Source organism: Pantoea sp. nfd-35 (assembly GCF_056892255.1).
Genome location: NZ_CP122404.1, coordinates 23,441 through 49,489, shown reverse-complemented (window position 1 = coordinate 49,489; position 26,049 = coordinate 23,441). Strand labels below are relative to the sequence as shown.

The window sequence follows — 26,049 nt, the reverse complement described above, 5'->3', positions numbered from 1 at the left end:
GTTGTGTTTTCAGTCATTAACCCGGATAGATACCGCGATCTTTACGTGCCATCAGGATACGTTCGCAGGCCACGATATAGGCTGCGGTACGCAACGAGCACGCTTTCTCTTTGGCTTTTTCCCATACGTGAACCATGGCTTCCGTCATGATCTTGTCTGAGCGTTTATTAATTTCGTCTTCGCTCCAGAAGAAGCTGGCCATATCCTGCACCCATTCGAAGTAACTGACTGTCACACCTCCGGCGTTACAAATCACGTCGGGTACAACAATCACACCGCGGTTTGCCAGAACATCATCAGCATCCGGATAGGTCGGACCGTTAGCGCCTTCGAGCACCAGCTTACAGCTCAGGATCTCAGCACGCTCCCGCGTGATTTGTCCTTCCAGCGCGGCAGGGATCAGAATATCCATTTCCGTATGCCAGAAACGCTCTTTCTCGATGTTTTGTGCACCAGGGAAGCCTGCGATCTGCTTGTTTTCAGTCTGCCATTGTGTCAACGCATCCATATCCATGCCGTCAGCGTTGAACAGCGTTGCAGTGTGATCCTGAATCGCCACAACGCGCGCGCCCGCCTGACTAAACAATCGGGCGGCTTCACTGCCTACGTTACCAAATCCCTGTACAGCGACACGTGCGCCTTCAATCTGGATGCCGGCTCGGCCAGCAACCTCACGGCCAGTGACGAACACACCACGGCCGGTCGCTTTTTCACGGCCGAGGGAGCCGCCAAGGTGAATAGGTTTACCTGTCACCACACCAGTCACCGTGGTGCCCAGATTCATGGAGTAGGTATCCATCATCCAGGCCATCACTTTGCCATTGGTGCCGACATCGGGGGCCGGGATATCTTTTTGCGGTCCAATGATGATACCGATCTCGCTGGTATAGCGGCGCGTCAGACGTTCGAGTTCGCCTTCAGACAGTTTAAAAGGATCGACCCGAATCCCACCTTTTGCCCCGCCGTAGGGCAGATTGACAGCGGCACACTTGATGGTCATCCAGGCTGAAAGGGCCATGACCTCATTTAAATCGACATCGGGATGATAGCGAATCCCGCCTTTACCCGGACCGCGTGAAAGGTTGTGCTGAACACGATAACCCTCAAAATGACGAATGGAGCCGTCATCCATTTGCAGAGGAATATCAACAATTAATGCACGCTTAGGATGACGTAAAGTATCAATCCAGCGCGTAAGGTCGCCCAGGTAAGGCGCAACGCGATCGATTTGTTGTAGGTAGGTGGACCAGGCTGAAGTACTACTGTCAGACGCGTAAGATAACTTATCCATACAAAACCTTTCTTATCGAAGTTATTTATTGTGTTGAGCCGTGGAATGACGCGCGCTTAAGCGCGCCGACATAATTTATCATTACCAGAGAAAATATGATGTCGACCAGGCGGTCATTATCCCCATGCTATTTCGATTAACGGTGAATAAGAGTGAATAATATTTCGACTTATCTGCCCCGGATGCGGCTGTTTCGTGCATAAATAAGGCATTGTTAGTGCATAAACCAAAAATTTTATGATTTATCAGTTCTTTGAAGGGGGTCAAAAAGTTAATGAATTGTTTCAAAGGATATTGACTTTGTTGCACCGCCAGGGTGCATAAATATAAGTAATGCGAAGGTTACTTTCACTTATGCGAAGAGGCTAATGGACAATATCTCACGCTTTTTTCACCGACGGCAGAGCAGAAAATAAGACGTGCCAGCAAAATGCGTTTATTAAAACGGGATGGAACTCAACCGCTAAATTTTTACCCTGAATAAGGAAGACGGCCGTGAGCGGATGAAAAATGCTGCGAACAGCATTGCATCAGTTTACGCTTTGACCTTCTGAAATCAGCGACAACAGATGGTTAACCGCTTTAGACGCATTATTCCGCCGCCAGGCAAAAGCCACATCGGTAAAAAGCGTATTGTTGGCGATTTCCCGGAAGCAAATCTGCGGATTCTGCACGCAAACCATCGATTCCGGTATAAGGGCTATACCGCAACCTGCGCCGACCATACCTAGGGAAGAACTGATTTGCGGAGCCTGCTGAAAAGACGATGAGGAGAAACCCGCGCGCAAACAGGCACTGACAATAAGCTCATACAGACTGGGTGAAACGTCTCGCGGAAAAATAATTAAGGTTTCCTGCACCAGTTCGCTCAGCGCGATGCTGGATTTTTGTTGCAGAGGATGCGCAGCAGGTAAAGCCAGCAGCATCCGTTCGGTAGAAATGACGCGCAAATTAAACGATTTACTGCTTTCGCAGGGAAGACGAAGAAATGCCGCGTCCAGCAATCCCTCCTGGAGATCCTGAATAAGCAATGACATGTTCTCTTCCCGCGTCATCAGTTCCAGGGCGGGATAGCGATCTTTAAATCGCCGAATAATCTCAAAGACGTTGGGATCAAATGCCACCGAACTGGCAAAGCCCAGCGACATTTTGCCAGAGATCCCCCGGGCAACACCTTTCGCCTTTTCCAGCGCATGATCGGCGAGTTGAATGATTTCAATCGCATCCGCCAGAAATGTTTTTCCTGCATCCGTCAGTTCCACACCGCGCGTCAGTCGTTTTAACAGCGGCGTACCGATTTCATGCTCCAGTCGCTGAATTTGCTGACTGAGTGGCGGCTGCGAAATGCCAAGCAATTCGGCCGCTCGGGTAAAGTGCTGCGTTTGAGCGACAGCAACGAAATAACGTAGATGGCGCAGTTCCATATTAAAAACGTCTCAAAGTTTACAGGTTTTGCTATTGGATTCTGTCCGCAAACAGGGTCACCATTATGTTAACACGGCTTAACAGTTAACCTACGAGGCATCCGATGAGCAATTTTGTAACTGATTGTTCCTGTGAGGATCAACTAAAAGATACCGTCCAAAAGCTGCGAAAAAACATGCCAGAAAGTGTTATGTATCAAACCTCTTTGATGAGTGCGCTGCTGAGTGGTGTTTATGACGGTGAAACCAGGATTGCTGACTTACTGCGCAAAGGTGACTTTGGTCTGGGAACCTTCAATCAGCTGGATGGTGAACTCATTGCGTTCGACAGCAATGTGTATCAGCTACGCGCCGATGGCAGTGCCCGGCCTGCTGATCCTGACCAGAAAACGCCATTTGCGGTAATGACCTTTTTTCAACCCCAGCATAAACACGTTTTTGAACGCGCGGTTCAGCGCGATGCGCTGCACCAGCTTATCGACAGCGAAATCACCTCCGACAACCAGTTTTGTGCACTGCGTGTAAGCGGACATTTTTCATCCGTCCAGACGCGTACCGTTCCGTGCCAGTGCCGGCCTTACCGATCGATGCCTGAAGTTCTGGGAAACCAGCCCATATTTGAATTCACGCATCGCCATGGCGAGCTTATTGGCTTCCGCACGCCGCAGTACATGCAGGGTATCAACGTCGCGGGATATCACGAACATTTCATCACAGACGACAGAACCGGCGGTGGGCATATCCTGGATTATGTGCTGGAGCAGGGCACGCTGACTTTTGGTGCCATCAGCAAGCTGGTGATCGATTTACCTGAAAACGCCGACTTTCTTAATGCCAACCTGACGCCGGAAAATCTGGATGATGCCATCCGTTCTGTCGAAAGCTAATCACGAGGCCTGAAATATGAAAACTCTCTCTGATACGACACTCTGGCACTGCGGTGCAGACCTGGTTGTCGCGCAACTTGAAGCGCAAGGCGTCAGCCATGTGTTTGGCATCCCTGGCGCAAAAATTGATAAGGTATTTGATTCCCTACTGGATTCATCCATTCAGACGATTCCCGTGCGGCATGAGGCGAATGCCGCCTTTATGGCCGCGGCAGTAGGCCGTCTGACGGGTAACGCTGGCGTGGCGCTGGTCACATCCGGCCCGGGCTGCTCAAACCTGGTGACCGGTATGGCTACCGCAACCAGTGAGGGCGACCCGGTGGTGGCTATTGGGGGCGCGGTCAAACGCTCCGACAGCGCCAAGCAGGTTCACCAGAGTCTTGATACCGTATCTATGTTCCGCCCGGTGACAAAATATGCGGTTGAAGTCACCGACTCGTCGGCACTGGCGGAATGTGTATCAAACGCGTTTCGTCACGCTGAACACGGTCGCGGCGGCGGTGCGTTTGTCAGCCTGCCACAGGATATCGTTGATCAGCCGGTCACGGGTAAGGTGCTGAGCCATCACGGCCGCATCACGCTGGGTGCGGCACCGGATGTGATGATTGATGCGGTCAGCCGTGAGATCGCCCACGCAAAAAATCCCGTGATCTTGCTGGGCCTGATGGCAAGCCAGCCTGAGAATAGCGAAGCCATTCACGATCTGTTAAACCGCAGCCATATCCCGGTAACCAGCACGTATCAGGCTGCGGGTGCCGTTCGCCAGGAGCACTTTTCCCGTTTTGCCGGTCGCGTTGGACTTTTCAACAATCAGGCAGGCGACAAGCTGCTGCAACAGGCCGACCTGATTATTACCATCGGCTACAGCCCGGTTGAGTATGAACCTGCCATGTGGAACAGCGGGAATGCCACCTTAATCCACATTGACGTTGTGCCAGCGGAAACGGACAACCGCTATTTGCCAGATGCGGAGCTGGTCGGCAACATCGCCGCCACGCTGCGTAAACTGGCACAAAAGGTCAGCCAGCCGTTACAGCTCAGCAAGGAGGCTGCCAGTATCCTTGAGGACCGTCAGCAGCAGCGGCAGTTACTTGCATTACAGGGCGCGAGCCTGAATCAGTTTGCTCTTCATCCGCTGCGCATCGTGCGTGCGATGCAGGACATTATCAACAGCGACGTCAGCCTCACCGTTGATATGGGCAGCTTCCATATCTGGATTGCCCGCTATCTCTACAGCTTCCGCGCGCGCCAAATCATGATTTCTAACGGGCAGCAAACCATGGGCGTGGCCTTGCCCTGGGCGATTGGTGCCTGGCTGGTCGATCCACAGCGTAAAGTCGTCTCGGTTTCAGGAGATGGCGGCTTCCTGCAGTCAAGCATGGAGCTGGAAACCGCCGTCAGGCTCAACGCCAACATTTTACACATTGTCTGGGTCGATAATGCTTACAACATGGTGGCGATGCAGGAAGAGAAAAAATATCAGCGTGTTTCAGGCGTGAACTTTGGGCCCATTGATTTTAAAGCCTATGCGGAAGCATTCGGCGCGGCGGGATTCGCGGTGAACAGTGCCTCCGAACTGGAACCCACGCTGCGTAAAGCGATGGATGTTCAGGGGCCTGCTGTTGTGGCAGTGCCAGTGGATTACGCCGACAACCACTTGCTGATGGGGCAGCTTCACCTCAGCCAGTTACTTTAATTTCAACGGAATAAGGAAACGATGATGAAAATGCGGGTTGCGCTTGTGACAGGTGCGGGTCAGGGCATTGGTGAGGCGATAGCCTTACGTCTGGCAAAAGACGGATTTGCCGTGGCCGTGGCTGATTATAATATTGAAACCGCGTCGCAGGTTGCGGAAAAGATCAAGAAAGATGGCGGCCGTGCGCTGGCCATCAAGGTGGATGTAACAAAACGGGATCAGGTATTTCATGCCGTAGAAGAAGCGCGCAGCGTATTGGGTGATTTTAACGTCATTGTGAATAACGCAGGTGTCGCGCCCTCAACGCCCATTGATGAAATCACCGAAGAGGTCATCAACAAGGTTTATGACGTTAATGTCAAAGGCGTGATCTGGGGCATGCAGGCCGCAATAAAAGCGTTCGCGTCTGAAGGTCATGGCGGAAAAATTATTAACGCCTGTTCTCAGGCCGGGCATGTCGGCAATCCCGAGCTGGCAGTTTACAGCTCAAGCAAGTTTGCTGTTCGGGGCCTGACACAAACTGCCGCACGGGATCTGGCACCGGCGGGGATCACCGTGAATGGCTTTTGTCCTGGTATTGTTAAAACACCGATGTGGGCGGAGATCGACAGGCAGATTTCCGAAGCGGCAGGCAAACCCGTGGGTTATGGTACTCAGGAGTTTGCGAAAAGAATCACGCTTGGTCGGTTATCAGAACCCGAAGATGTCGCAGCCTGTGTCGCCTTTCTTGCCGGCCCGGATTCTGATTACATCACCGGACAGTCGTTACTGGTAGACGGTGGCATGGTGTTTAGCTAACCGGAAAAATGTCTGGCGCTACGGCGCCAGACTGCCCGGTATTCTGTCACCTCGCATGAGGTAGGCTGAGATCCTGCATGACGTTCTGTGAAAAAATAACGCCGCTTACTTTTTCCCTCATTTCCTGACAATTTTAAGAGCATACCGAGCGTTTCCGGGCTTCCATCGTTCAGTGAAACGGCTAAAATAATGCGTTCATTTGCCAGGGAGTAAGACAGCTATAATGCGTTATCGTAATCTTTTTACCGCACTTGCGGTCGCCACGACATTAGCCGGGTGCGCCCGGCATCCCGCCGCCAATCCCCCCGCTGCGGCAGCGGATGATTTTACGACCGGACAGACCCAGATCGATGTTTCACACGTGATTACGCGTGCGGATGACGGTTCACATATTTATCTGACGGTAGATGGTAAAGATGCAGGCGAACTGCCCAATGGTGAAAGCAAAATCCTTCGTGTTCCCGCGGGTAAACATGAAGTCGGCGGTTACGTGCGCACGTTGTTTGGCCTGGGGCGGGTAACTATTGATCCCCTTGAAGTGACAACGTCACCTGAAGACGTTAAAAAAGTGGCTTATACCGTGACTCGTAATAAGGCGACCTTTGTTGAACAACCTAAACAGAGCGAACCCCAGCCGGCACAGACGCAGGAACAGGGCTAATCTGTCCTGCTAACGCCAGGTCGTGAATTTCACTGCCTGGCGATCGTTCAGATAGCGTTACGACGGCAGCAGGTTATCTCTCTGCTGACGTCGACCTGCCGTGTAGTGCCCGTGACCTCAGTGCTTTATGGCGTTAATCTCGCCCTTGACGACAGCCGTTGTGCTTTTGATGACACATGAGGCACGATGGCAATTTGGATCACCCATAGCGCCTGTTAATGAATGCCTATAGCCCCAGTTCACTGAGAGAGGGATGATCGTCCGGTCGGCGGCCCTGAGGCCAGTGAAACAGTCGCTGACTGTCGGTAATGGCCACGTCGTTAATGCTGGCATGGCGTTTCACCATGTAGCCATTCTCATCAAATTCCCAGTTCTCATTGCCGTAGGAACGGAACCAGTTTGCCTGGCTGTCATGCCACTCATAGGCAAAGCGCACGGCGATACGATTTGAATGAAAACTCCACAACTCTTTGATCAACCGGTACTCTGCTTCCCTTTGCCATTTGTCTCGTAAAAACGCCACAATTTCGGCCCGGCCCGTAATAAACCTATCGCGATTTCGCCATGCGCTGTCGGGAGAATAGGCCAGAGAAACACGTTCGGGATCCCGGCTGTTCCAGGCATCCTCTGCCAGGCGCACTTTCTTTATCGCATCCTGTACATCGTTAAACGGGGGTAAAGGCTGACGTGGTGATTCCATAAGGTCTCCTGAAACGCTGGCAGACTCAGCGACACTTCAGCATTGGAGTGCCGGCTGATGACATTCATAAACGGGCAGGTTTTAGAGCGAAATGGCGTGAACCTGACAAACGGCGCGTGCCGCTTCTTTACCTTTTTTCACAAAATGCTCGGTATAAAAACGCACGAATTCGTCGGCAGGCTGAAAATTATGCGGCGTCAGTGAAACAGAAAACACGGGAACATTGGTAGCCAGCTGAGCCTGCATGAGTCCACTGACCACAGCCTGCGCCACGAAGTCGTGGCGGTAAATGCCACCATCAACGACCAGGGCCGCACAAACAATGGCGTCAAACTGACCTGTTTGCGCCAGGCGCTGCGCCAGTAAAGGCATTTCAAAGGCACCAGGCACGTCCCAGGTTTTAATTTCGTAAGGCGTGCCGCTGTTTTCCATTTCCTGATTAAAGCCAGCCAGGGTTTGAGAAACAATGTCGCTGTGCCAGTTTGCCTTGATAAAGGCGACTCTTAACGGTTGCATAACTTACTCCAGTAAACGTGACATCCGGTGCACGTGAAATCGCAAAACGATCGCATTCTTCCGAATCAAAAAAATAAAGCTGTCTAATGAGCAGCACAGTAAATTCGCTCAGCACTTCTTGAATCACCTGGCTACCTGAGCGCCGGAGCCGGATGACGTCTCTTGCTTATGGCCGACATTATAAACTGATGTCAATAATCCGTGCTTATCTTTAATCCGCTTTTACCGCCATCCACCGTTACGGACGGCACCGATCTTGCGCGGATCATCCGCCAGAGCGCTGTCGTGTTTTATCCGTCTGGCCAATGCTCGCTTTTTGCGTAACGCTTTCCATTAATATATCAGCCTAAAAATAGTACTGGATATTTAAACAGGTAGTTGTATAATTATTCCACTGCCCGTTGGGTGTTGTCTGGAATGATTAGGGGGTAAAGCCCATGATGATATCGACAGAAATCTTCAAAGCAACGGATCATGCCATTACGATGACAAGCCGTGAAATTGCCCAAATGACCGGCAATACGCACGGCGAAGTTAAACGCTTAATTAAAAGTCTTGAAACGGCGCAGCGCCTTTCTCAGCCGCTTTCAGTCAATCTCTATGAGCGCGAAGGCCAGACGCGTGAGGAGTTCTGCCTGAATAAACGCGACTCTCTGCTTGCTGTCGCCCGACTTTCGCCGGGTTTTACGGCCGATGCGCTCGATCGCTGGCAGGCCCTTGAAGAGCGTGTTCATCTGCCTGATTTTACGAATCCTGCTGAAGCCGCTCGTGCCTGGGCTGAACAGTTTGAACAGCGACGCGCAGCAGAGAAACAACTGGCCGAATCGGCACCAAAAGCCGCTTTTTTTGACCACTTTGTCAACGTTGAAACGTCTCTGGGTTTCCGCCAGTTGTGCAAAATGCTGAAAGCCAAAGAGCCAGATTTTCGCCAGTTCCTGCTGGAGCGCAATATTATGTTCCGTGACAAGGGAGCCTTGAGGCCCCAGCATTACCACCTGCAGGCAGGTTACTTTACGCTGCATTCAGGTACGGCGGACAATCAGCATGCTTTCTCGCAGGCTCGCTTTACCGCCAATGGTGTCAGATGGATTGCCAGCCTGTGGGCCGGACATCTCTCTGCTCAACTCAAAGGTGCGGCGGCTTAGCCTCACTTCTAGCGTGGAACAGGCCGCTGACGATGCGGCCTGTTTCAGCCAGCCTTTTACCAGCCTTTGATCGCATCACCTTTGTAAACTTCTTCTGCTTTGGCCGCGACTTCCGGAGACTGTAACGCAGACTTCAGCTTTTGGATTTTATCGCTGTCTTTGTTGTCCTGACGTGATACCAAGGCATTGACGTAAGGCGATGAGGCGCTTTCCATAAACAACCCATCGCGACGCGCCGACAGGCCAGCCTGGGCAGAGAAGTTGGTATTTATGATTGAAAGCGTGACATTTGGATCGTCAAGAGTACGGGTTAACTGCGGCGTATCCACCTCAACAAGCTTCAGATGCTTAGGGTTTTCGATGATATCTAGCGAGGTCGGCAAATAGCCCACGCCGTCTTTGAGCTTAATTAAACCCTGAGCCTGCAACAGCAACAGACTGCGGCCCAGCGTTGTGGCCTCATTAGAAAGGGTAATCGTATCGCCATCTTTGAGTTCGCTGATGTTTTTAATCTTGTGAGAATAGGCAGCGATAGGGAAAACAAAGGTTTTACCGACAACGGCAAATTTGTAGCCACGCTCTTTAGACTGTTCTTCCAAATAGGGGAGGCTCTGAAAGGCGTTGGCATCAACTTCTTTGTTGTTCAGCGCTTCGTTTGGCAGTACGTAATCGTTGAAGTTAAGCACTTCAACATCCAGCTGATACTTGTCTTTGGCAATTTTCTGAACTTCCTGCCAGATAGCTTCGTCGGGACCGGTGTTGATCGCCACTTTAACTTTATGATCGTTATCAGGTGAGCAGGCGGACAACAGTAATACGGAACTGGCGATTAGCGCCGTAAATAAACCTTTCATTAGTAGCGATTCCCATCAGTAAAAGATGTCAAAAGCCTAATACAATTTATCCGCCTTGCGTACTGACGCGGCGATATAAGATATAACCATTACTGCATGATTTGTCTAAAAATTCACCGCATGGTCATCAGGCGCTATCCTGGCGTTTTTAACCGCTGGCAGGGTAATTGACGTCGTCGAACACGATCATAGGCTACGTTTAAACACGTTATTCATTTCAGTATTGCCGACGCGAGTCAGGAGAAACCATGTCAGGGAATCATTCAGATAAATCATCAGAGAAAAAAATCGTTGCCGTACAGGTGTTAAAAAGTAGTGAAGCATGGAACGGTCAACACATTGACGCTTATCCGCAGGGTGAACCCGAACTGACCGTGATGCGCCTGACCATTCCGGCTAATTCTTCGTTACCCTGGCATACGCATCCCATGCCGAATGCGTGTTTTATCCTGTCAGGTACGCTTGTAGTTGAGGATAAAGAAACGGGTGAGCAGCAAACCTTTCAGGCTGGCGAAGCGTTAAATGAAACGGTGAACAGCGCACATCGCGGCTTTACGCTGAACACGCCTGCCGAGTTGGTGATTACCTATGCGGGGGTGAAAGGGATGGAGCTGACCGACCCGCTTCCCGGCGAACCTGAGGAGTTCTAGCGTGAGAATGCCTACCGGTACAGTTTCGGGTTAAACACTCGCTGGAGCCAGTCCTTTGCAGATCGCGTGAACGGGGCAGAAAACCTGATTCAGGGTGCGCATTTGGCATCTGGAATACTGTGTAGGGTCATGGCGCAAAAAAAACCAGCCGGTGAAGGCTGGTTTACGTTTGTATGCAACTCTCATTACGCTTTCAGCGAGGCGCCGCCGCAGATAACCAGTTCCTGGCCCGTAATGGCTGCGGCGGGTTCGCTGAGTAGATAACCCACTAGCGAGGCGACTTCTTCTGGTTGAATGAGCCGGCCAATCGGCGGAACCATAGGGGCCGACGACGTACGTTCAGGTCGGGTGAGCATGGGGGTTTCGGTCGCACCAGGCGCAACAACGTTAACAGTGATGTTACGCGGTGCCAGCTCCATTCCCCACGAGCGAACCATGCCAACCAGCGCCGCTTTGGTTGCAGCGTACTGCGAGCGGTTGGCGGCACCTCGCGACGTGCGGCTACCTATAATGACAATCCTGCTGCCAGGCTGCATCATCGGCACAAAGTGGTTCACCAGGACTTCCGCCGCCTGAACGTGCAACGACCACAGGCGCGCGCCGGCAGCGCTATCAAGTTCGCCTAACGGGGCGGCCACCATCATCCCTGCTGCATGTATCAACGCATCCGGGGTACCGAGTGTGCTGATAACCGACTTAAGCTGTTCCGCATCCGTTAAATCCACGGCAACCCAGTTAAGGTTCGGTGAGGCCATCTCTCCCTGGGTTCTGCTAAGTCCCGTCACTTTCCAGCCGTTATTCAGCAGATGATGGGTGATGGCCTGGCCGATACCGGAACTGTATCCCGTGACGATAGCGTGACGCATCTCAGTCTCCTAACATAGATTTTGGTACTTTAAACACCGCTTTGCGGACCGTCATCGGTTCGTTGACCGCGCACAGCGCCTGATGAGGCTCACCGGGCAGAAATACCGCAAAGTCCCCTTTGCGTAGCGTTATGCTCACGGGCCATTCGCGGGGGCGGGTAATGAACAGATCGGGTTTCTTCTCTTCATCATCCGTCTTCGCGACGGACTGCGTACCGGCGTTGATAATCTCTTCGCCTTCCAGCATCACCTGAATATCCGCCCAAAGATGGTGATATTCGGTGTGCCGTAACGCGGCATCTTCGGTAGTGGCCTGCTGAATATTACAAAACCACGCAACATTTTCTGGCTGCCATTTACCGATATCTTTTGCTGCCAGTGCCTCAAACGTGCATGAGGGTAAACGGAGCAGGGCCAGTAAGGGTTCAGGTAATCCTGCCAGGGCCAGGTTGTTCAGGTTTCCAACAATCATCAGATTACTCCTTCACCCACTCAGGCGTGACGCGCGCGTATTTAATTGCCTGACGAAAATAGGTATAAGCGATATGCAAAGTCCCCCCAGCATCCTGCTTGATGCTGGGATAGGAAAATTCACGGTTGCGTTTTTCCTGAGAGTTATTGGTCATACAGTATCCATCGCCTTCATCGAGGTTTTTCTGCCATGGCCAGGTCTTGCCCCCATCCGCTGAAATAGCCACGGTCATGGGCGCGCGCGGTGCCCCCCAGAATGCGGTACGGCCTGTCGTTTCCGGCTCTTTTCTGCCATCACCGTCATCGATCTCATCATATAGAGAGGCACGACGTTCTGTGGCCCCGGCCGCACTCATATTGTTAAATACCAGCGCCAGCTCGCCGCTGTGCAGCGTCGTCACCTGAATAGAAGAGTTGTTGTTAGGTAAAACAGTGGCCTCGGGCGATGACCAGGTTTCTCCGCCATCGGTGGAGCGGCTCAGATAGATATGATCCGCCCAGCGGCTGCGGTAAAGGGCAACCAGCGAACCATCCTGCAAGGCGGTGATATTCATGTGTACACACCCCAGGCTGTCTGGCACGACCACATCTCGCCAGCTTTTGCCCTGATCAGACGAAATTTTCACCGCGCTGATATCATCATTACCTACCCATTTTTCACCTGGCTGGGTACGGCAGTAGAACACGGGCAGTAACCAGTTACCGTTATCCAGAACGGTAATGGGCTGACGGATAAAGGTGCCTGGCTTATCTAACAGCGTATCGATCGGGCCCCAGGTTTGGCCAAGATCGCTGGACTGGCGGTATCGGACAATCGCCGTATCCTGATTGCCGGAGATCTGCGCCGTCCACAATAGCCAGAGAACATTATTGGGCGCGAGAAACAGCACAGGGTTTTGCTCAGACCGCGTGGGATCGTCAGACAGTTTGACGGCTTCGCTCCAGGTGTCAGCGCCTGCCGGCAAGCGAGAGCACCAGACGGAGATATCGGCAATCCCTTCCTGTGTTCCGCCAAACCAGACGCAGAGCAGGGAACCGTCCTGCAGTGGCAAAATATTGGCGGCGTGGTTTTGCGGGCATGACGAAGGCAACATTGCCGTCATTACTCGGCCATCTTTTTCCCATGGCTTCAGATGGCCATCACGAATTACGGTTACGGTCATTTTATTCTCCTTTGCTTGCTGCATTTTTTGCCTCTTCAGCGGCCTGGGTCCGGGCTTTACTTGGGATCATATGGTCAATAGCCATAATCAATGCTGGTGTCAGTAGCGCGATATACATGTTGTTGATACCAAAAGGATCGCCTAACAGATACCAGATGGAGGTCACCACACAGGCGCCCACCAGGCCCGCATTTGCCCCACGCGTACTTCTGTAGAACGGCGCGTAGAAGGCAATCACCGCAACAACGGTAATAGACAGACGAATAGCACGTGTAAAGAAAGAGAGTTTTAAGACTTCAGGCACGAACAGAACAAAAATCAACGGCAGGAAACCAATCAACAGTGATAACCAGCGCGTTGTTTTAAATTCCTGATCGGGCGTCGGTTTGAAATAAGGCACATAGAAATCTTTCACCACCAGTGAGGCGATCGCCAGAGCGACGGTACTGACGCTGACAAAGATGGAGGCCACCAGCGAGGTCGTTACCAGACCCGCCAGCCAGGGGTTCATGTCCTGCAAAAACACCGGCATGGCGTACAGGCTGTTAATCTCTGGATGCAGGTACTTTGCGGCCACACCGATCACCGCAATCGCCAGTGCAATCGGCATACAGAACAGGAAAGCAATCCACGTGGAGCGCTGTGCAGATTTCACGTCTTTAGTTGAGGAGATAGCCTGAATAACAAACTGTGTGCAGAAAATCGAACCAATAGTACCGATGAGCCAGGCAACGATGGTTGATACGCCGATATTACCATCCCAGGTCCAGTAATAGGCGGGCATTTCGTCGATCATAGGTTTGAAGCCGCCCGTTTGCGACAGTGCAAACCACAAAATAGCCAGAATACCAAAATACTTCAGCGCGCTGTGCAGCATGGTGACCCAGGCGATTCCCTTTAAACCACCAAACGCAAAGTAGAAGGTACTGACGATAGCGGTGATAAACGCAGCAATGGGCAGGGTAACGTGTAAGACCGTCGCGATAGCGGCGGCACCACTCACATAATTACCCACGTTTACCAGCAGCAGGGCATAAATCATAATCAGTGAAATGATATTCTTGGTACTGCTACCGTATTTTTCAGCGATGGCGCCCGAAATGGTAATTTTGCCGGTGTTATAAATACGTTTAACCAGAATCATACCAAATAACGGAAAACCGATTGCCGCACCAATAACAGACCATGACGCGGCAATACCGCCTTCAAAAGCGGCCTGCGCGGTGCCGATGGTCGACTTTGCCCCTATATATTCTGACATCAGCAGAATACCAACAATAAAGGCGGGCATGGCGCGGGAGCCTTCCATAAAATCGCCAGAGTTTTTACTGCGTAAGCGAAACGTTAGCCAGGTGGTAAATAAAATATAAGCCACCACGATGCCAATAATTATCAGGGTGTCCTGAGCGTTGAAAGTTTTCATTATAGCCTCAGATATAACAAGATAAATTCGGGGAGCACAGCGACTCCCTGTCTTTACGTTTTATTACTTCTTATTATCATTTCAGGTACAGGTTGATGATTCTGCGGATTTCATCTTCCTGTGCGGTATCAAAGTGAACGGCATAACGGCTTTCGCCCACGTTATAACCTAAAATCTGCAACGCTTTTTTAACTGCTGCGGGTGAAAATGCCACTTTATAAAGGTCTGTGCGTAAGCCCGTGACCTGCTCTTGCGCCAGCCGCGATCCTTCACGATCTCCGGCATGGAAGCGAGACCAGATAGCATTGATTTGACGCGGCGCGACGTTAGCCAGGCCTGAAATACAGGCTGAGCATCCCTCGACATAGCCCTGGTGAATCAGTGAGTCCGGACCGTTCAGAACATCGAAGTCTTTACTGTCCTTAACGGCATCCAGATAACCTTTCAGGCTTTCATAGCTTCCGGCGCTGTCTTTCACGCCAATAATATTCGGGTGTTCAGCAAGTGTGCGGGCCGTTTGTGGCTCGATCGTATTACCCGTCCTGGCCGGAATGTTATACAAAAACACCGGAACGGAAAGGGCATCCGCAATGGCCGTGTAATGATGAATGAGTTCGCGCTGATTAAGCGGCACAAAATAAGGCGTAATCACCGAAACTGCGTCCACGCCCAGTTTTTCGATTTGTTTGCCCAGCCGAATGGTTTCGCGGGTGGAAATCTCACCAATATGCGCCACAACGTTTCCGCGCCCCGATACTTCATTAACACAGGTTTCAGTAACAGTGAGTTTCTCTTTCTCATTAAGGACAAAAAACTCACCGTTAGTGCCGCCACAGAAAATACCGTTGCCCGCATTAAGTTGGCGAATAACCTGACGCTTAAGTTCATCAAGGTTAAGTCCGCCTTCTTTATCAAAAGGGGTAACAATAGCTGTTAACACACCTTCAATTTTCTTACGCATTACCCACTCCTTTTTTAAATTAAATCCTGGGGAAAAGTGTCCGGTAAATTGCAGCCACATCCTGATGGCTGACTACGCAAGGCGAATTGTTCATCAATCGCTTCACGTTCAGAGCCGCTTCACTGAGGGAATCGATATCATCGGATGGCACACCCAGGGCTTCCAGGTTATCAGGCAGGTTGAGGCGTTTGACTAATTTGGCCAGATAGTCAACCAGCGCATGTGATTTCTCTTCCTGACTCAGCGTGGTATCGGCTTCCGGGATCAGATCCCAGACGTTGGCAAATTTCTCCACCGCAAAGGGCCGCACTACTTTCATGCAGGGCGCCAGCAGAATGGCGTTAGCGACACCGTGAGGCAGATGCCAGGTACCGCCTAAGGGATAGGACAGGGCATGAACAAGATGGGTACCGGCATGGGCAATGGCTGCACCGCCATAATAAGAGGCCCACAGCATTTCCAGCTTGGCTGTCAGGTTATGCGGTTCATTAACGGAGGTTTCCAGATGACGGAATAATTTATACAACCCCATGAGTGCAACATTGTCACCGACAGGATTCGAAATCGTCGCGGTGTAGCACTCAAGTAAATGGCACAGCGCATCAATTCCCGTTGAGGAGGCGATATGCGCGGGCATGCTGGTTGTCAGCTCAGGTATCAGGGCAACATAATCTGGCAGCATGACAGGCGAAATAATACCGACTTTGGTATTTTGCTCGGGAATGGCCAGAATGGCATTTGGGGTCGATTCCGATCCTGTGCCCGCAGTAGAAGGAATGAGCAGCGATGGCAAGCGTGCTTCAATTTTCTGACCGTCCAGCAGAGCCTTGAGCGAAGGACGGGACGCATGGCATAAAACCGAGAGGAGCTTCGCCACATCCAACACGCTTCCGCCACCAACACCCACGACCAAATCATAGGCCTTACCTGCCGTGCGCGTCAGCACTGTTTCAACGTCAGTATGCGTCGGCTCTGCCGGAACATCGTCAATGAGCTCTACCTGACGAGCATCCTGCCCCAGTAGCGTGAGGATCTGCGCTGTTGCCGGCAAATTCACAATGTTTTTATCTGTTAAAACCAGCAGTCGTTTTCTGCCCGCCACGACGGGCGCCAGTGCGTTTATCGCATGAGAACCGCTTAATATCGTGCTGTTAATTATGGCCACATTCTTCTCCCCGTTTATGACTGAAATTCATCATGCTGCTGTAGCGCAATCACTCAGCGACTAAATTTATAAATAAAATGGCGCTTTATTAAATTGATCTTGCTCACATATAATCGATTGTGATTGAATATAATCAAATGATCGAGCGGGTGCTTTGCACACCTGGTCGCTGTATGTAAATGCGCCTTTAGCTGAAGCCGTCAGTGAGCAGCACGCGATTTGCTGCCTGGTGCGTGTTCCGTTGGTGATGCGCAGCGCACCGTCAAATGCGGTATTACTCAGGTGTGGAGATTGCGACGGCATCGTGCGCGACGGGATTCAGAATTGAGGGCCGGGCGGGTGATTGTGCGCCATACAGATACTTTCCCGGTCGCGGCCGGAGTCTGACTGTATTGATTAAAGTCGGTGTTTTCGGAGATGAAACCACCCTTTCAGAAATATTGAGCTTCGTTGAGGAGAAAACAGGTGACGAATACTGTTGCTATAACAATGGGAGATCCTGCCGGGATCGGTCCTGAAATCATTATTAAAGCGTTAGCCGAAGGTGCATTGAATGGTTCACCCGCGGTTGTTATCGGCTGCGCTGAGACTTTCCGCCGCATACTGGCCATGAACATCACACCTCAGGTTGAACTCCGGGTGATCGACCAGGTTTCTGAGGCACGGTTCACGCCCGGCATCCTTCATATTATTGATGAGAAGGTGGCGCATCCCGAAGCGTTGCAATGTGGTGTGGTTCAGCCAGAAGCCGGTGACGTGGCCTACCGTTGCATCAAGCGCGCGACCGAAATGGCGCTGCGTGGTGAGGTAAAGGCGATTGCGACTGCGCCGCTGAATAAAGAAGCGCTGCATCTGGCAGGGCATCATTATCCGGGCCATACCGAATTACTCGCGAAGCTAACGGACACCAAAGATTATTCGATGGTGCTCTATACCGATAAACTGAAAGTCATTCATGTCACCACACATATTTCCCTGCGCAAGTTTCTGGATACGCTGAGTCAGGCGCGGGTGGAAACGGTGGTCAGGATTGCCGATACCTTTTTACGCCGGGTCGGTTTCACCCAACCGCGTATTGCGGTGGCAGGAGTAAACCCACATGCGGGTGAAAATGGTCTGTTTGGCGATGAAGAGATCCGTATTCTGACGCCCGCTGTCGAAGCGATGAAAGCGCAGGGCATGGATGTGTACGGCCCCTGTCCACCGGACACCGTTTTCATGCAGTGTAACGAAGGCATGTACGACATTGTTGTCGCCATGTATCACGATCAGGGGCATATTCCGCTTAAGCTGCTTGGCTTTTACGACGGGGTGAACATCACGGCAGGATTGCCTTTCCTGCGTACTTCAGCCGATCACGGTACGGCATTTAACATCGCCTGGACAGGTAAGGCTAATCCGGAGAGTATGGCGATATCAATTGATATGGCCATGAAGATTACCCGGGAGTAATAATTTATCGAAAGCTAATGCTTTCTGGTCACTCAGGCGATGGCAAGACATCGCCTTTTCTTCACCGGGCTGAAGCGTCATCGCTGTCCACAACCCATCCACCTCAACACGTTACCTCCACTTCGCTTGCAAATGACTACGAGCAGATAGTCATGCTCTATTACATAAGTTCTCTTTATTTAAGTTTTGATCGGCAGCGACCTGCCTCAGTGGGATAATATGAATGGATTGTCTCAGTGCTGTAGCGACTTTCTTATTTCAACGTAATTAACATTCGCTGCTCAGTTAATAACTCGGCGATGTACATTGAAGTTTACGGATTTTAAGCAACCGCTGTGATTATTCATTTTTTAGGTGATCGCTGCCTCATATTATCTGGTTAAAAATGTCACATTTATTACCAATAAAGAAAATGGAAAGATAAGTTTTCATTGTTATCAACCTTAACCGACTTTTCTGTTTCTGTATGACCGACGGCCGTTACGCTAACGCTATGAATATTCAGCATACATGGCCGATCTTTTTTTGATGTTTAATCATTTTTACGTTTTATACATTGTCAGAAAGGCGCGCATAGTGACGCGGCTATTTTCATCGCATGATAAATCCCGCATGATGGTGTCGTATTATTTCCACCTCAATTCTGAGGTTATTGTTATATCTTCCTGTGCATTTCATCTATGCACCAGACTTATTCGACGCGCATTTTTCTGCGTATGAAAATGGATAACTGGAGAAATAAACATGAATTATCCTGCCGAGCCTTTCCGCATTAAAAGTGTTGAAACCGTATCAATGATCTCACGCGATGAGCGTGTTAAAAAAATGCAACAAGCGGGCTATAACACGTTTTTACTGAATTCAAAGGATATCTACATCGATCTGCTCACAGACAGCGGTACAAATGCCATGAGTGACAAGCAGTGGGCAGGGATGATGATTGGTGATGAAGCCTACGCAGGCAGTGAAAACTTCTACCATCTCGAAAAAACGGTGAAAGAGTTGTTTGGTTTCAAACACATCGTTCCAACCCACCAGGGACGCGGGGCGGAAAACCTGCTCTCGCAGCTGGCCATTAAGCCCGGTCAATATGTCGCAGGAAATATGTACTTTACAACAACCCGCTTCCATCAGGAAAAAAATGGCGCAACCTTTGTGGATATTGTCCGCGATGAAGCACATGACGCCAGCCTGAATCTCCCCTTTAAAGGTGATATTGACCTGAATAAATTAGCGACGCTCATTAAAGAAAAAGGCGCCGAGAACATCGCCTATATCTGCCTTGCGGTCACCGTGAATCTGGCGGGTGGGCAGCCTGTTTCAATGGCAAATATGCGCGCCGTACATGAAATGGCCAGCACGTATGGCATTAAGATCTTTTACGATGCCACCCGTTGCGTTGAAAATGCCTATTTTATCAAAGAGCAGGAAGCGGGCTACGAGAACGTCAGTATCAAAGATATCGTGCATGAAATGTTCAGCTATGCCGACGGGTGCACCATGAGCGGTAAAAAAGATTGTCTGGTGAATATCGGCGGCTTCTTGTGTATGAACGATGAGGAGATGTTCTCAGCGGCAAAAGAGTTGGTTGTCGTTTATGAAGGTATGCCGTCATACGGCGGGCTGGCCGGTCGGGATATGGAAGCGATGGCTATTGGGCTACGTGAAGCCATGCAGTATGAATATATTGAACATCGGGTCAAACAGGTGCGCTATCTGGGCGATAAACTCCGTGAAGCCGGCGTACCCATTGTTGAACCGACGGGCGGACATGCGGTATTTCTTGATGCTCGTCGTTTCTGTCCACACCTGACGCAGGATCAGTTCCCTGCGCAGAGCCTGGCAGCCAGCATCTATATGGAAACCGGCGTGCGAAGTATGGAACGTGGAATTGTTTCTGCCGGTCGTAGCAAGGAAACGGGGGAGAACCATCGCCCCAAACTGGAGACGGTACGTCTCACTATTCCACGCCGTGTTTACACTTACGCGCACATGGATGTTGTTGCCGATGGCATCATTAAACTGTACCAGCATAAAGAAGATATTCGTGGTCTGACGTTTGTTTATGAACCTAAACAACTTCGCTTTTTTACTGCGCGTTTTGACTTTATTTAATACAACCCTGGCCCCGCAGGGGCCCTGTTTCTCTCCTATCACCCTTCCTTTATTTCAGACCTGCCGCCATGGCAGGTCTGCAGTAGAACCGTTATTATCCAGCGGATTCAGAATGACGCCAAAATGATAATAAAGAGTCAACAGGAGAATTTCTCATGGTTATTAAGAAAACAACACCCGGTTTAATGAGTGGAACGATGCTTATCATTGCCACCGTCATAGGTGGCGGAATGTTCTCACTGCCGATTGCTATGGCTGGCATATGGTTTCCTGGCGCATCAATTATTTTAACGCTCATTGCCATAATGATGCTGTTAACCGGACTGATGCTGGTTGAAGTCAATCTCCATTATGGCGGTGGTGCGAGTTTTAACACCTTCACACAGGATTTATTAGGTCATAAATGGAATGTTGTGGTGGGTATCGCATTTGGCTTTGTCTTGTATATTTTAACTTATGCTTATATTTCTGGCTCTTCTGCTGTCATCTCTCAGACGGTAGAAAAATACAGCGGATTTTATCTTCCAGCCCGCTTATCTGTGATCATCGTAAGCGTGTTGGTCGGTGGCATCGCATGGTACAGCTCGCTTTTGGTTGGCCGTATTACAACGGTGTTAATTATAGGGAAGTTTGTTGCCTTTTTTGCTACCTTCTCTGGCCTGATATGGCATGTCGAAGGCGCTAAACTTATTGACAGTGACGCCTGGGCGCTGCCTGATACGCAATATCTGCCTTATATTTTAATGACGCTACCTTTCTGCATCATCTCTTACGGTTTCCACGGCAACGTGCCCAGTCTGGTGAAGCTGTATGGCACTCAGGGGGTTAAGAATATCACCCGGTCGATTTTTATTGGCACGGCTTTCGCTCTGCTGCTTTACATATTCTGGTTGGTCGTCACCATGGGCAATATCAGCCGCGCCGATTTTTCGCCCATTATCGCCAAAGGGGGGAATATTGATGTATTTGTCGAGGCAATAGGGGGCTTATTTACCAGCACGTCTATGGATCTGATCCTCACTTTCTTTGGTAATTTTGCGGTAGCCAGTTCATTGCTAGCCGCGACGCTGGGGCTTTTCGATTATATTGCCGATCTGTTTCATTTTTCAGACGACCGTTCTGGCCGGTTTAAGACGGCCCTGGTAACGTATTTGCCACCCGCTGTCGTTTGTTTCATCCTGCCCGGTGGCTTTGTCTATGCAATTGGCTATGCCGGTCTGGCCTTTACGATCTGGAGCGTTATTCTGCCGCCTTTTCTTGTGAAAGCGGCCCGCAAGCGTTTTCCCACTGCAGTCTATACCGCACCCTGTAATAACATGATCCTTAATCTGGTTATCGTGGTGGGGGGATTCGTTTACCTGACGGTGGTACTTGATGTATTCCGGCTGCTGCCTTCGTTTAGCTAAAGTGAAGCGAGCGCGATGTGTGCACCTTATCACCATCACCATCCTGTGCTCTCATGCTGCCTGATTAGACCAGTGTCCCTTGCCGGGGGCTGAGCGACTCACGTCTTCAACACTTCTCAGGCTTCAGCCGCGATGCTCCCACGGACAAGCTGGCTGAAGCTCAGTGTCAGGGCTCAGTGAGCCCCGATCGACAAAGCGTATAACGACCTGTTATTCAAGGTGTGATGACAGGCAGCAGGCTAAAGGGTAATACCCTGCTGCTGCAGTCGCGTTGCGCGGAATCTTACCTGAAGGCAAACCTGCATCTCTTCATGGCAACATCCTGAGATGAGGTCTGAGCAATGTGAATTGGGGTTTTAACAAGAGCGGCCCTCATTAAAACCAGTCAGAGGGCCAGGAGAGATCGGGACAGTGGTATTTATTTTGCTGATTTATTATTGATTTTTACTCGTTCAGTTAACAGACTGGTTTCAAGATCAGAAAAATTCAGGGTTCTCAAGAAGGCAGGATTAATATTCTTACAGGGTAACAGTCGGGTATCACCAAGGTTATTGACAAGAATGAGGTAAGGATTTGTTCCTTGCATATCAATCACAGAGTTCAATTTCCACATAATTTCCTCCTTGGTTCATGGATGTCATGAACACAGCTGGAATTATGCGTGGTAATCCGCCGGAAAAATGAGGAATCAGTGCTACCTAATGCTCTGTTTCCCTCATGGTAAGCATTAAATTATAAATACTTGATGTACATCTATGTCATTAAATTGTCACAATGAAAGCCATCGCGAATCGCGTAAGAAATAACTAACTCAAACTTGATCGGACCGACGATGAAACAGTGTTGTCATAATGGAGCTAGTTATGAAGGGTTCATTTTCCTGCATCACACGTTTTGAATAAATTTGAATTTATTTTACATGACGCCCTGTCAGGCATTACGCCTTTTTCCGGATATAAGCATTTTTCGCCAGAGACGGTGCTGTCTCTGATTACTTATGTCTTAAAATATTAATAACATAAAAACCACCAATTTAACCTCATGGAAACAGGCTTGTGAGGTGTATTCCTTAAATGCGTGTTATTTATTTCGCTATCTCATCCCAGCACATGTCACAATTCAGGTGTTGCTTCTGGTATGGTAGTGGACTTGCATATTTTCATAGCGATAATCTTGGTTTTGACGAAAAAATTGTTCAACGCACAATCTGCAATCCACTAATTGATCATTTTGTCGCGGCGGTCATTTAATTTTAATTACCCCTTTTTTTCATCAATGCTGTTATGTCACGCAAGGACACAGCGAATCATGCCGGAAATAACCAAATAATAACTTTAATTAACAGTGAGATTACAATGCCAAATAAATTACTCAGTGCTAACGCCACCGTTCCACAGTGGGATCGCCATAATCTGGTTCCGAAAATCGTTCATCTCGGATTTGGTGCGTTTCACCGTGCCCATCAGGCTGTCTATGCAGACGTTCTTGCTGCTGAACACAGCAGCAACTGGGGTTATATTGAAGTCAATCTTATCGGCGGTGAGCAACAGATTGCCGATCTCAAGCGTCAGGATTTTCTCTATACCGTGGCAGAAATGTCCGCCAGTGCGTGGTCAGGCAGGGTGGTTGGCGTCGTCAGGCAGGCGCTTCATGCGCAGGTTGATGGCACTGAAGCCGTGCTGGAGGCGCTATGCCAGCCGCAGGTTGCCATTGTGTCGTTAACGATTACCGAAAAGGGCTACTGCCACGCGCCCGCGACAGGCGAACTGATGCGTGACCATCCCCTCATCGTAGCTGACTTAGCACAGCCCCATCAGCCCCATTCCGCCCCAGGCATCATCGTTGAAGCGCTGGCCCGCCGCAGAGCGGCGGGGTTAGCCGCCTTCAGCGTCATGTCCTGCGATAACATTCCTGAAAATGGCCGGGTGATTGCCGGGGTCGTTTGCGCCTATGCGCGGCAATGCGATCGCGAACTGGCAAGCTGGATCGAACAGCACGTCACTTTTCCTTCTACCATGGTGGATCGTATCGTACCCGCCGTTACCCAGGAAAGCCTGAATAAAATTGCACAGGTGACAGGAGTGCAGGATGCTCTGGCGGTGGCCTGTGAACCCTTCAGGCAATGGGTGATAGAGGATAACTTCGTAGCCGGACGTCCTGAGTGGGAAAAGGCCGGCGCAGAACTCGTTAACGATGTTGTCCCGTACGAAGAAATGAAGTTGCGCATGTTAAACGGCAGCCACTCATTTCTGGCCTATCTTGGTTATCTGGCGGGCTATGAACATATTTGTGACTGCATGGAGGATCCCGATTTCAGACGGGCAGCACGAACGTTGATGCTGCAGGAGCAGGCACCGACATTGCAAGTTAAGGGCGTGGATCTGACGCGTTATGCTGACCTGCTGATCGCGCGCTTTGAAAACCATGCGTTAAAGCACCGTGCCTGGCAGATAGCCATGGATGGCAGCCAGAAACTTCCTCAGCGCTGGCTGGACTCGGTTCGTTGGCATCTCAGAAACGAAAGTGATTTTGACCTGCTCGCCCTGGGCATTGCCGGTTGGATGCGCTATGTCTCAGGCGTAGACGAGCAGGGAAATCCGATTGAAGTGATCGACCCGTTATTACCCACTTTGAACGCTGCTGTGGGATCCAGTGCTGATGGCGAGGCGAGGGTGAAAGCATTATTAGGTGTCGATGCCATTTTTGGTGAGGCGCTGGCAAATAATGCGTACTTTGTGGAGCAGGTAACCCGTGCCTATCAGCTTCTGCTTGATAAAGGGGCGAAAGGCGCGGTAGCCGCTGCCGTTGCGCATTAATCTTCAGTGAGGCAAGCCACGGGCAGTGGCTTGCCTGGCGATTACAGGTTATCGTTTGGACGGCCAGATTGGTCGGCAACGACGCCCGTATCTGGTTTGAGTTCGCGCGTAAACCAGCTTACGACTTCCTGGATCACTTCCGGCTGGTACCAGGTGAGGTCGGCATGCTCTGCCCCTTTCACCACAACGTAGTCCACTTTCTCACCGGCTTTCCTGAGTGCATCAAACAGCTGCGCACTTTGATGGGGCGATACCAGAGAATCTTTATCACCGTGCATAATCAGGAAAGGCGGCTTGCTGTTTCGTAAATGTCCCATAGGGCTGGCATGCCGTGCTTTTGCCGTGTCGTCCATGATGCTTGCGCCAGCAAACTCACGAAAGGCTGGACCGTGCACCAGCAATGCCTCGGTTACCGCAGGTGACTGATGAACTTTTTGAATTTCATCGGCATAACCTTCGCCAATGTTAAGGAGGTCGGATATGCCATATAGCGTTGCCACTGCCTGTACATCAGAGGATTTATCGGTGAAATCACCGCGATCAAACGCCGTTTCCCCCTGTGAGGTGCCGAGCATTTGCACAAGCCATCCCCCAGCCGAATCGCCGAGTACACCAATGCGCGCGGGATCAATGCCGTATGTCTCGGCATGTTGTCGCAAATAGCGCACTGCCGCTTTACCATCATTTACCGGAGCCGGGAAGGTATCCGGTACAACGCGATATTCCGCAGCGGCCACAACAAAGCCAGCCTCTGCCAGCGCCATACGCATCTGGATGTACTTATCGTGATTGGCACTGGTAAAACCGCCACCGGGAAAATAAATGATGGCGGGTTTAGGCGCGTCGGTGCGGGGCACTAACAGCGACATATGGAGCGGCCTGGTCTCTCGTGCCGTCGTGATTTGTGAATAAACGATGCCACTAATGGCATCTATCTGATTGCGTGTTGGTTTGACCTGAATAACCTTTGCACCCTCACGATAACCCGTCAGATCGTTATGCTCTGTCGCCATCGCGCTCCCCATTGTCATCATTGCTGCTAACCCACCAATTAAAAAATTGTGGCATAGATTCATAATTTTTCCCCAGACGTTGAGAGAAATGCTCTCAATTGAACAAAAAAAAACTGCATTAAGGCTGTCATTTTCAGCAATCAGACGGTAATGCATAAACGGCAAAGAGAAGTTGAGCGAGATTATGAAAGCCGGATTTTGGGGGAAAGATTGCGGAGTGATGAGGCGCGGGCCAAACCTTGTGGCGGTCTGGCCCGATGAGATTAGCGAATGACGATGGTAAGCAGGATAAAAACGACTGCGATAGCTACCACCTGAATAAAAATCCGATCAAGCGTGAATTTACGCATAGCGTCACCTCACGGCGTCAGTATTTGCCAGATACCCAATCCTGTCAGGATCAGGCCGGTTAAAAGAAAAATGAACGAAATCGCGCTTTCAGATGAAAACTTCATGATGTGCTTCCTTGTCATTATGATGACGGTTAATCGCATCCGATGATGTGAACATTAACGTCACCCGGTGAGACAGCGTCCGGCTTCTGCCTGTCAGAAACCCATGCCGTTATCCCGGCCC

Annotated in this window: 24 protein-coding genes; 11 read left to right on the top strand and 13 right to left on the bottom strand. The window is 50.5% G+C overall.

All coding sequences use genetic code 11. From position 1 onward, the window contains the following. Positions 1 to 16: 16 nt before the first annotated feature. The gene (locus P9J57_RS20605; protein WP_013027799.1) at positions 17 to 1,291 is read right to left on the bottom strand and encodes a Glu/Leu/Phe/Val family dehydrogenase; all 1,275 of its coding nucleotides are present in this window, start codon (positions 1,289 to 1,291) and stop codon (positions 17 to 19) included. 530 nt (positions 1,292 to 1,821) lie between these two features. Continuing rightward, positions 1,822 to 2,715 (bottom strand): LysR family transcriptional regulator, encoded by an 894-nt coding sequence (locus tag P9J57_RS20600; RefSeq protein ID WP_013027800.1) that lies wholly within the window; start codon positions 2,713 to 2,715, stop codon positions 1,822 to 1,824. 104 nt (positions 2,716 to 2,819) lie between these two features. Here P9J57_RS20600 and budA point away from each other — a divergent pair, with 104 nt between their 5' ends. From budA to P9J57_RS20580, 4 genes are all read left to right on the top strand, one after another. Continuing rightward, complete coding sequence (budA, locus tag P9J57_RS20595) at positions 2,820 to 3,602, top strand: acetolactate decarboxylase (RefSeq protein ID WP_013027801.1); 783 nt, start codon at positions 2,820 to 2,822, stop codon at positions 3,600 to 3,602. A gap of 16 nt (positions 3,603 to 3,618) precedes the next feature. Then, on the top strand, positions 3,619 to 5,298 hold the full coding sequence (alsS, locus tag P9J57_RS20590; RefSeq protein WP_014604595.1) for an acetolactate synthase AlsS: 1,680 nt from the start codon (positions 3,619 to 3,621) through the stop codon (positions 5,296 to 5,298). Positions 5,299 to 5,322: 24 nt separating this feature from the next. Then, positions 5,323 to 6,096: a (S)-acetoin forming diacetyl reductase gene (locus tag P9J57_RS20585; RefSeq protein ID WP_014604596.1), complete on the top strand. Its 774-nt coding sequence runs from the start codon at positions 5,323 to 5,325 to the stop codon at positions 6,094 to 6,096. 223 nt (positions 6,097 to 6,319) lie between these two features. Further along, on the top strand, positions 6,320 to 6,757 hold the full coding sequence (locus P9J57_RS20580; RefSeq protein ID WP_019105848.1) for a hypothetical protein: 438 nt from the start codon (positions 6,320 to 6,322) through the stop codon (positions 6,755 to 6,757). A gap of 226 nt (positions 6,758 to 6,983) precedes the next feature. On the opposite strand, the gene P9J57_RS20575 is transcribed toward P9J57_RS20580, so the two are convergent. Together P9J57_RS20575 and P9J57_RS20570 are read right to left on the bottom strand one after the other, a co-directional pair. Continuing rightward, positions 6,984 to 7,457 (bottom strand): nuclear transport factor 2 family protein, encoded by a 474-nt coding sequence (locus P9J57_RS20575; protein WP_014333065.1) that lies wholly within the window; start codon positions 7,455 to 7,457, stop codon positions 6,984 to 6,986. Between the two features lie 81 nt (positions 7,458 to 7,538). Further along, the gene (locus tag P9J57_RS20570) at positions 7,539 to 7,973 is read right to left on the bottom strand and encodes a 6,7-dimethyl-8-ribityllumazine synthase (RefSeq protein ID WP_013027806.1); all 435 of its coding nucleotides are present in this window, start codon (positions 7,971 to 7,973) and stop codon (positions 7,539 to 7,541) included. 437 nt (positions 7,974 to 8,410) lie between these two features. Here P9J57_RS20570 and P9J57_RS20565 point away from each other — a divergent pair, with 437 nt between their 5' ends. Next, entirely contained in the window at positions 8,411 to 9,118 is a 708-nt protein-coding gene (locus tag P9J57_RS20565; protein WP_014333068.1) for a phage antirepressor KilAC domain-containing protein, read from the top strand. Between the two features lie 56 nt (positions 9,119 to 9,174). Here the strand turns inward: P9J57_RS20565 and P9J57_RS20560 are convergent, their stop codons facing one another. Continuing rightward, entirely contained in the window at positions 9,175 to 9,972 is a 798-nt protein-coding gene (locus P9J57_RS20560; RefSeq protein ID WP_013027808.1) for a MetQ/NlpA family ABC transporter substrate-binding protein, read from the bottom strand. Between the two features lie 248 nt (positions 9,973 to 10,220). On the opposite strand from P9J57_RS20560, the gene P9J57_RS20555 reads away from it, so the two are divergent. Next, positions 10,221 to 10,622 carry a cupin domain-containing protein gene (locus P9J57_RS20555; RefSeq protein WP_014598172.1) on the top strand — a complete coding sequence of 134 codons (402 nt, stop codon included), beginning with the start codon at positions 10,221 to 10,223 and terminating at the stop codon, positions 10,620 to 10,622. Positions 10,623 to 10,807: 185 nt separating this feature from the next. Here P9J57_RS20555 and P9J57_RS20550 read toward each other — a convergent pair whose 3' ends face one another. The 6 genes from P9J57_RS20550 to P9J57_RS20525 all read right to left on the bottom strand — a co-directional run bounded on the left by P9J57_RS20550 (position 10,808) and on the right by P9J57_RS20525 (position 16,671). Continuing rightward, positions 10,808 to 11,488 carry an SDR family NAD(P)-dependent oxidoreductase gene (locus P9J57_RS20550; protein ID WP_072139138.1) on the bottom strand — a complete coding sequence of 227 codons (681 nt, stop codon included), beginning with the start codon at positions 11,486 to 11,488 and terminating at the stop codon, positions 10,808 to 10,810. 1 nt (position 11,489) lies between these two features. Continuing rightward, complete coding sequence (locus tag P9J57_RS20545; RefSeq protein ID WP_013027811.1) at positions 11,490 to 11,960, bottom strand: NanQ anomerase/TabA/YiaL family protein; 471 nt, start codon at positions 11,958 to 11,960, stop codon at positions 11,490 to 11,492. Between the two features lie 4 nt (positions 11,961 to 11,964). Continuing rightward, the gene (locus P9J57_RS20540) at positions 11,965 to 13,122 is read right to left on the bottom strand and encodes a sialidase family protein (protein WP_014598171.1); all 1,158 of its coding nucleotides are present in this window, start codon (positions 13,120 to 13,122) and stop codon (positions 11,965 to 11,967) included. A 1-nt stretch (position 13,123) separates the two neighbouring features. Next, entirely contained in the window at positions 13,124 to 14,545 is a 1,422-nt protein-coding gene (locus P9J57_RS20535) for a sodium:solute symporter family protein (protein ID WP_013027813.1), read from the bottom strand. Positions 14,546 to 14,621: 76 nt separating this feature from the next. Further along, the gene (locus P9J57_RS20530) at positions 14,622 to 15,506 is read right to left on the bottom strand and encodes a dihydrodipicolinate synthase family protein (protein WP_013027814.1); all 885 of its coding nucleotides are present in this window, start codon (positions 15,504 to 15,506) and stop codon (positions 14,622 to 14,624) included. 19 nt (positions 15,507 to 15,525) lie between these two features. Further along, on the bottom strand, positions 15,526 to 16,671 hold the full coding sequence (locus P9J57_RS20525) for an iron-containing alcohol dehydrogenase (RefSeq protein WP_013027815.1): 1,146 nt from the start codon (positions 16,669 to 16,671) through the stop codon (positions 15,526 to 15,528). Between the two features lie 465 nt (positions 16,672 to 17,136). Here P9J57_RS20525 and P9J57_RS20520 point away from each other — a divergent pair, with 465 nt between their 5' ends. The 3 genes from P9J57_RS20520 to P9J57_RS20510 all read left to right on the top strand — a co-directional run bounded on the left by P9J57_RS20520 (position 17,137) and on the right by P9J57_RS20510 (position 21,644). Further along, positions 17,137 to 18,123, top strand: coding sequence for a D-threonate 4-phosphate dehydrogenase (locus tag P9J57_RS20520; RefSeq protein WP_014333076.1), 987 nt, complete (start codon positions 17,137 to 17,139; stop codon positions 18,121 to 18,123). Between the two features lie 744 nt (positions 18,124 to 18,867). Next, positions 18,868 to 20,238, top strand: coding sequence for a tyrosine phenol-lyase (locus P9J57_RS20515; RefSeq protein ID WP_104933810.1), 1,371 nt, complete (start codon positions 18,868 to 18,870; stop codon positions 20,236 to 20,238). A 155-nt stretch (positions 20,239 to 20,393) separates the two neighbouring features. After that, on the top strand, positions 20,394 to 21,644 hold the full coding sequence (locus P9J57_RS20510) for an aromatic amino acid transporter (RefSeq protein WP_483279528.1): 1,251 nt from the start codon (positions 20,394 to 20,396) through the stop codon (positions 21,642 to 21,644). Positions 21,645 to 22,062: 418 nt separating this feature from the next. On the opposite strand, the gene P9J57_RS20505 is transcribed toward P9J57_RS20510, so the two are convergent. After that, on the bottom strand, positions 22,063 to 22,257 hold the full coding sequence (locus P9J57_RS20505) for a hypothetical protein (RefSeq protein ID WP_013027819.1): 195 nt from the start codon (positions 22,255 to 22,257) through the stop codon (positions 22,063 to 22,065). 742 nt (positions 22,258 to 22,999) lie between these two features. Between P9J57_RS20505 and P9J57_RS20500 the strand changes: the two genes are divergently transcribed. Then, entirely contained in the window at positions 23,000 to 24,460 is a 1,461-nt protein-coding gene (locus P9J57_RS20500) for a mannitol dehydrogenase family protein (RefSeq protein WP_483279527.1), read from the top strand. A gap of 41 nt (positions 24,461 to 24,501) precedes the next feature. Here P9J57_RS20500 and P9J57_RS20495 read toward each other — a convergent pair whose 3' ends face one another. After that, positions 24,502 to 25,536 (bottom strand): alpha/beta hydrolase, encoded by a 1,035-nt coding sequence (locus P9J57_RS20495; protein WP_104933850.1) that lies wholly within the window; start codon positions 25,534 to 25,536, stop codon positions 24,502 to 24,504. Between the two features lie 194 nt (positions 25,537 to 25,730). Here P9J57_RS20495 and P9J57_RS20490 point away from each other — a divergent pair, with 194 nt between their 5' ends. Then, positions 25,731 to 25,886 (top strand): hypothetical protein, encoded by a 156-nt coding sequence (locus tag P9J57_RS20490; protein WP_155644247.1) that lies wholly within the window; start codon positions 25,731 to 25,733, stop codon positions 25,884 to 25,886. Positions 25,887 to 26,049: the final 163 nt, after the last annotated feature.

What these genes read in the sequence shown, in the direction of transcription:
- P9J57_RS20605 (WP_013027799.1), bottom strand. Translation starts at nt 1,291, where the DNA reads ATGGATAAGTTATCTTACGCGTCTGACAGTAGTACTTCAGCCTGGTCC.
- P9J57_RS20600 (WP_013027800.1), bottom strand. Translation starts at nt 2,715, where the DNA reads ATGGAACTGCGCCATCTACGTTATTTCGTTGCTGTCGCTCAAACGCAG.
- budA (WP_013027801.1), top strand. Translation starts at nt 2,820, where the DNA reads ATGAGCAATTTTGTAACTGATTGTTCCTGTGAGGATCAACTAAAAGAT.
- alsS (WP_014604595.1), top strand. Translation starts at nt 3,619, where the DNA reads ATGAAAACTCTCTCTGATACGACACTCTGGCACTGCGGTGCAGACCTG.
- P9J57_RS20585 (WP_014604596.1), top strand. Translation starts at nt 5,323, where the DNA reads ATGAAAATGCGGGTTGCGCTTGTGACAGGTGCGGGTCAGGGCATTGGT.
- P9J57_RS20580 (WP_019105848.1), top strand. Translation starts at nt 6,320, where the DNA reads ATGCGTTATCGTAATCTTTTTACCGCACTTGCGGTCGCCACGACATTA.
- P9J57_RS20575 (WP_014333065.1), bottom strand. Translation starts at nt 7,457, where the DNA reads ATGGAATCACCACGTCAGCCTTTACCCCCGTTTAACGATGTACAGGAT.
- P9J57_RS20570 (WP_013027806.1), bottom strand. Translation starts at nt 7,973, where the DNA reads ATGCAACCGTTAAGAGTCGCCTTTATCAAGGCAAACTGGCACAGCGAC.
- P9J57_RS20565 (WP_014333068.1), top strand. Translation starts at nt 8,411, where the DNA reads ATGATGATATCGACAGAAATCTTCAAAGCAACGGATCATGCCATTACG.
- P9J57_RS20560 (WP_013027808.1), bottom strand. Translation starts at nt 9,972, where the DNA reads ATGAAAGGTTTATTTACGGCGCTAATCGCCAGTTCCGTATTACTGTTG.
- P9J57_RS20555 (WP_014598172.1), top strand. Translation starts at nt 10,221, where the DNA reads ATGTCAGGGAATCATTCAGATAAATCATCAGAGAAAAAAATCGTTGCC.
- P9J57_RS20550 (WP_072139138.1), bottom strand. Translation starts at nt 11,488, where the DNA reads ATGCGTCACGCTATCGTCACGGGATACAGTTCCGGTATCGGCCAGGCC.
- P9J57_RS20545 (WP_013027811.1), bottom strand. Translation starts at nt 11,960, where the DNA reads ATGATTGTTGGAAACCTGAACAACCTGGCCCTGGCAGGATTACCTGAA.
- P9J57_RS20540 (WP_014598171.1), bottom strand. Translation starts at nt 13,122, where the DNA reads ATGACCGTAACCGTAATTCGTGATGGCCATCTGAAGCCATGGGAAAAA.
- P9J57_RS20535 (WP_013027813.1), bottom strand. Translation starts at nt 14,545, where the DNA reads ATGAAAACTTTCAACGCTCAGGACACCCTGATAATTATTGGCATCGTG.
- P9J57_RS20530 (WP_013027814.1), bottom strand. Translation starts at nt 15,506, where the DNA reads ATGCGTAAGAAAATTGAAGGTGTGTTAACAGCTATTGTTACCCCTTTT.
- P9J57_RS20515 (WP_104933810.1), top strand. Translation starts at nt 18,868, where the DNA reads ATGAATTATCCTGCCGAGCCTTTCCGCATTAAAAGTGTTGAAACCGTA.
- P9J57_RS20510 (WP_483279528.1), top strand. Translation starts at nt 20,394, where the DNA reads ATGGTTATTAAGAAAACAACACCCGGTTTAATGAGTGGAACGATGCTT.
- P9J57_RS20505 (WP_013027819.1), bottom strand. Translation starts at nt 22,257, where the DNA reads ATGTGGAAATTGAACTCTGTGATTGATATGCAAGGAACAAATCCTTAC.
- P9J57_RS20500 (WP_483279527.1), top strand. Translation starts at nt 23,000, where the DNA reads ATGCCAAATAAATTACTCAGTGCTAACGCCACCGTTCCACAGTGGGAT.
- P9J57_RS20495 (WP_104933850.1), bottom strand. Translation starts at nt 25,536, where the DNA reads ATGAATCTATGCCACAATTTTTTAATTGGTGGGTTAGCAGCAATGATG.
- P9J57_RS20490 (WP_155644247.1), top strand. Translation starts at nt 25,731, where the DNA reads ATGAGATTAGCGAATGACGATGGTAAGCAGGATAAAAACGACTGCGAT.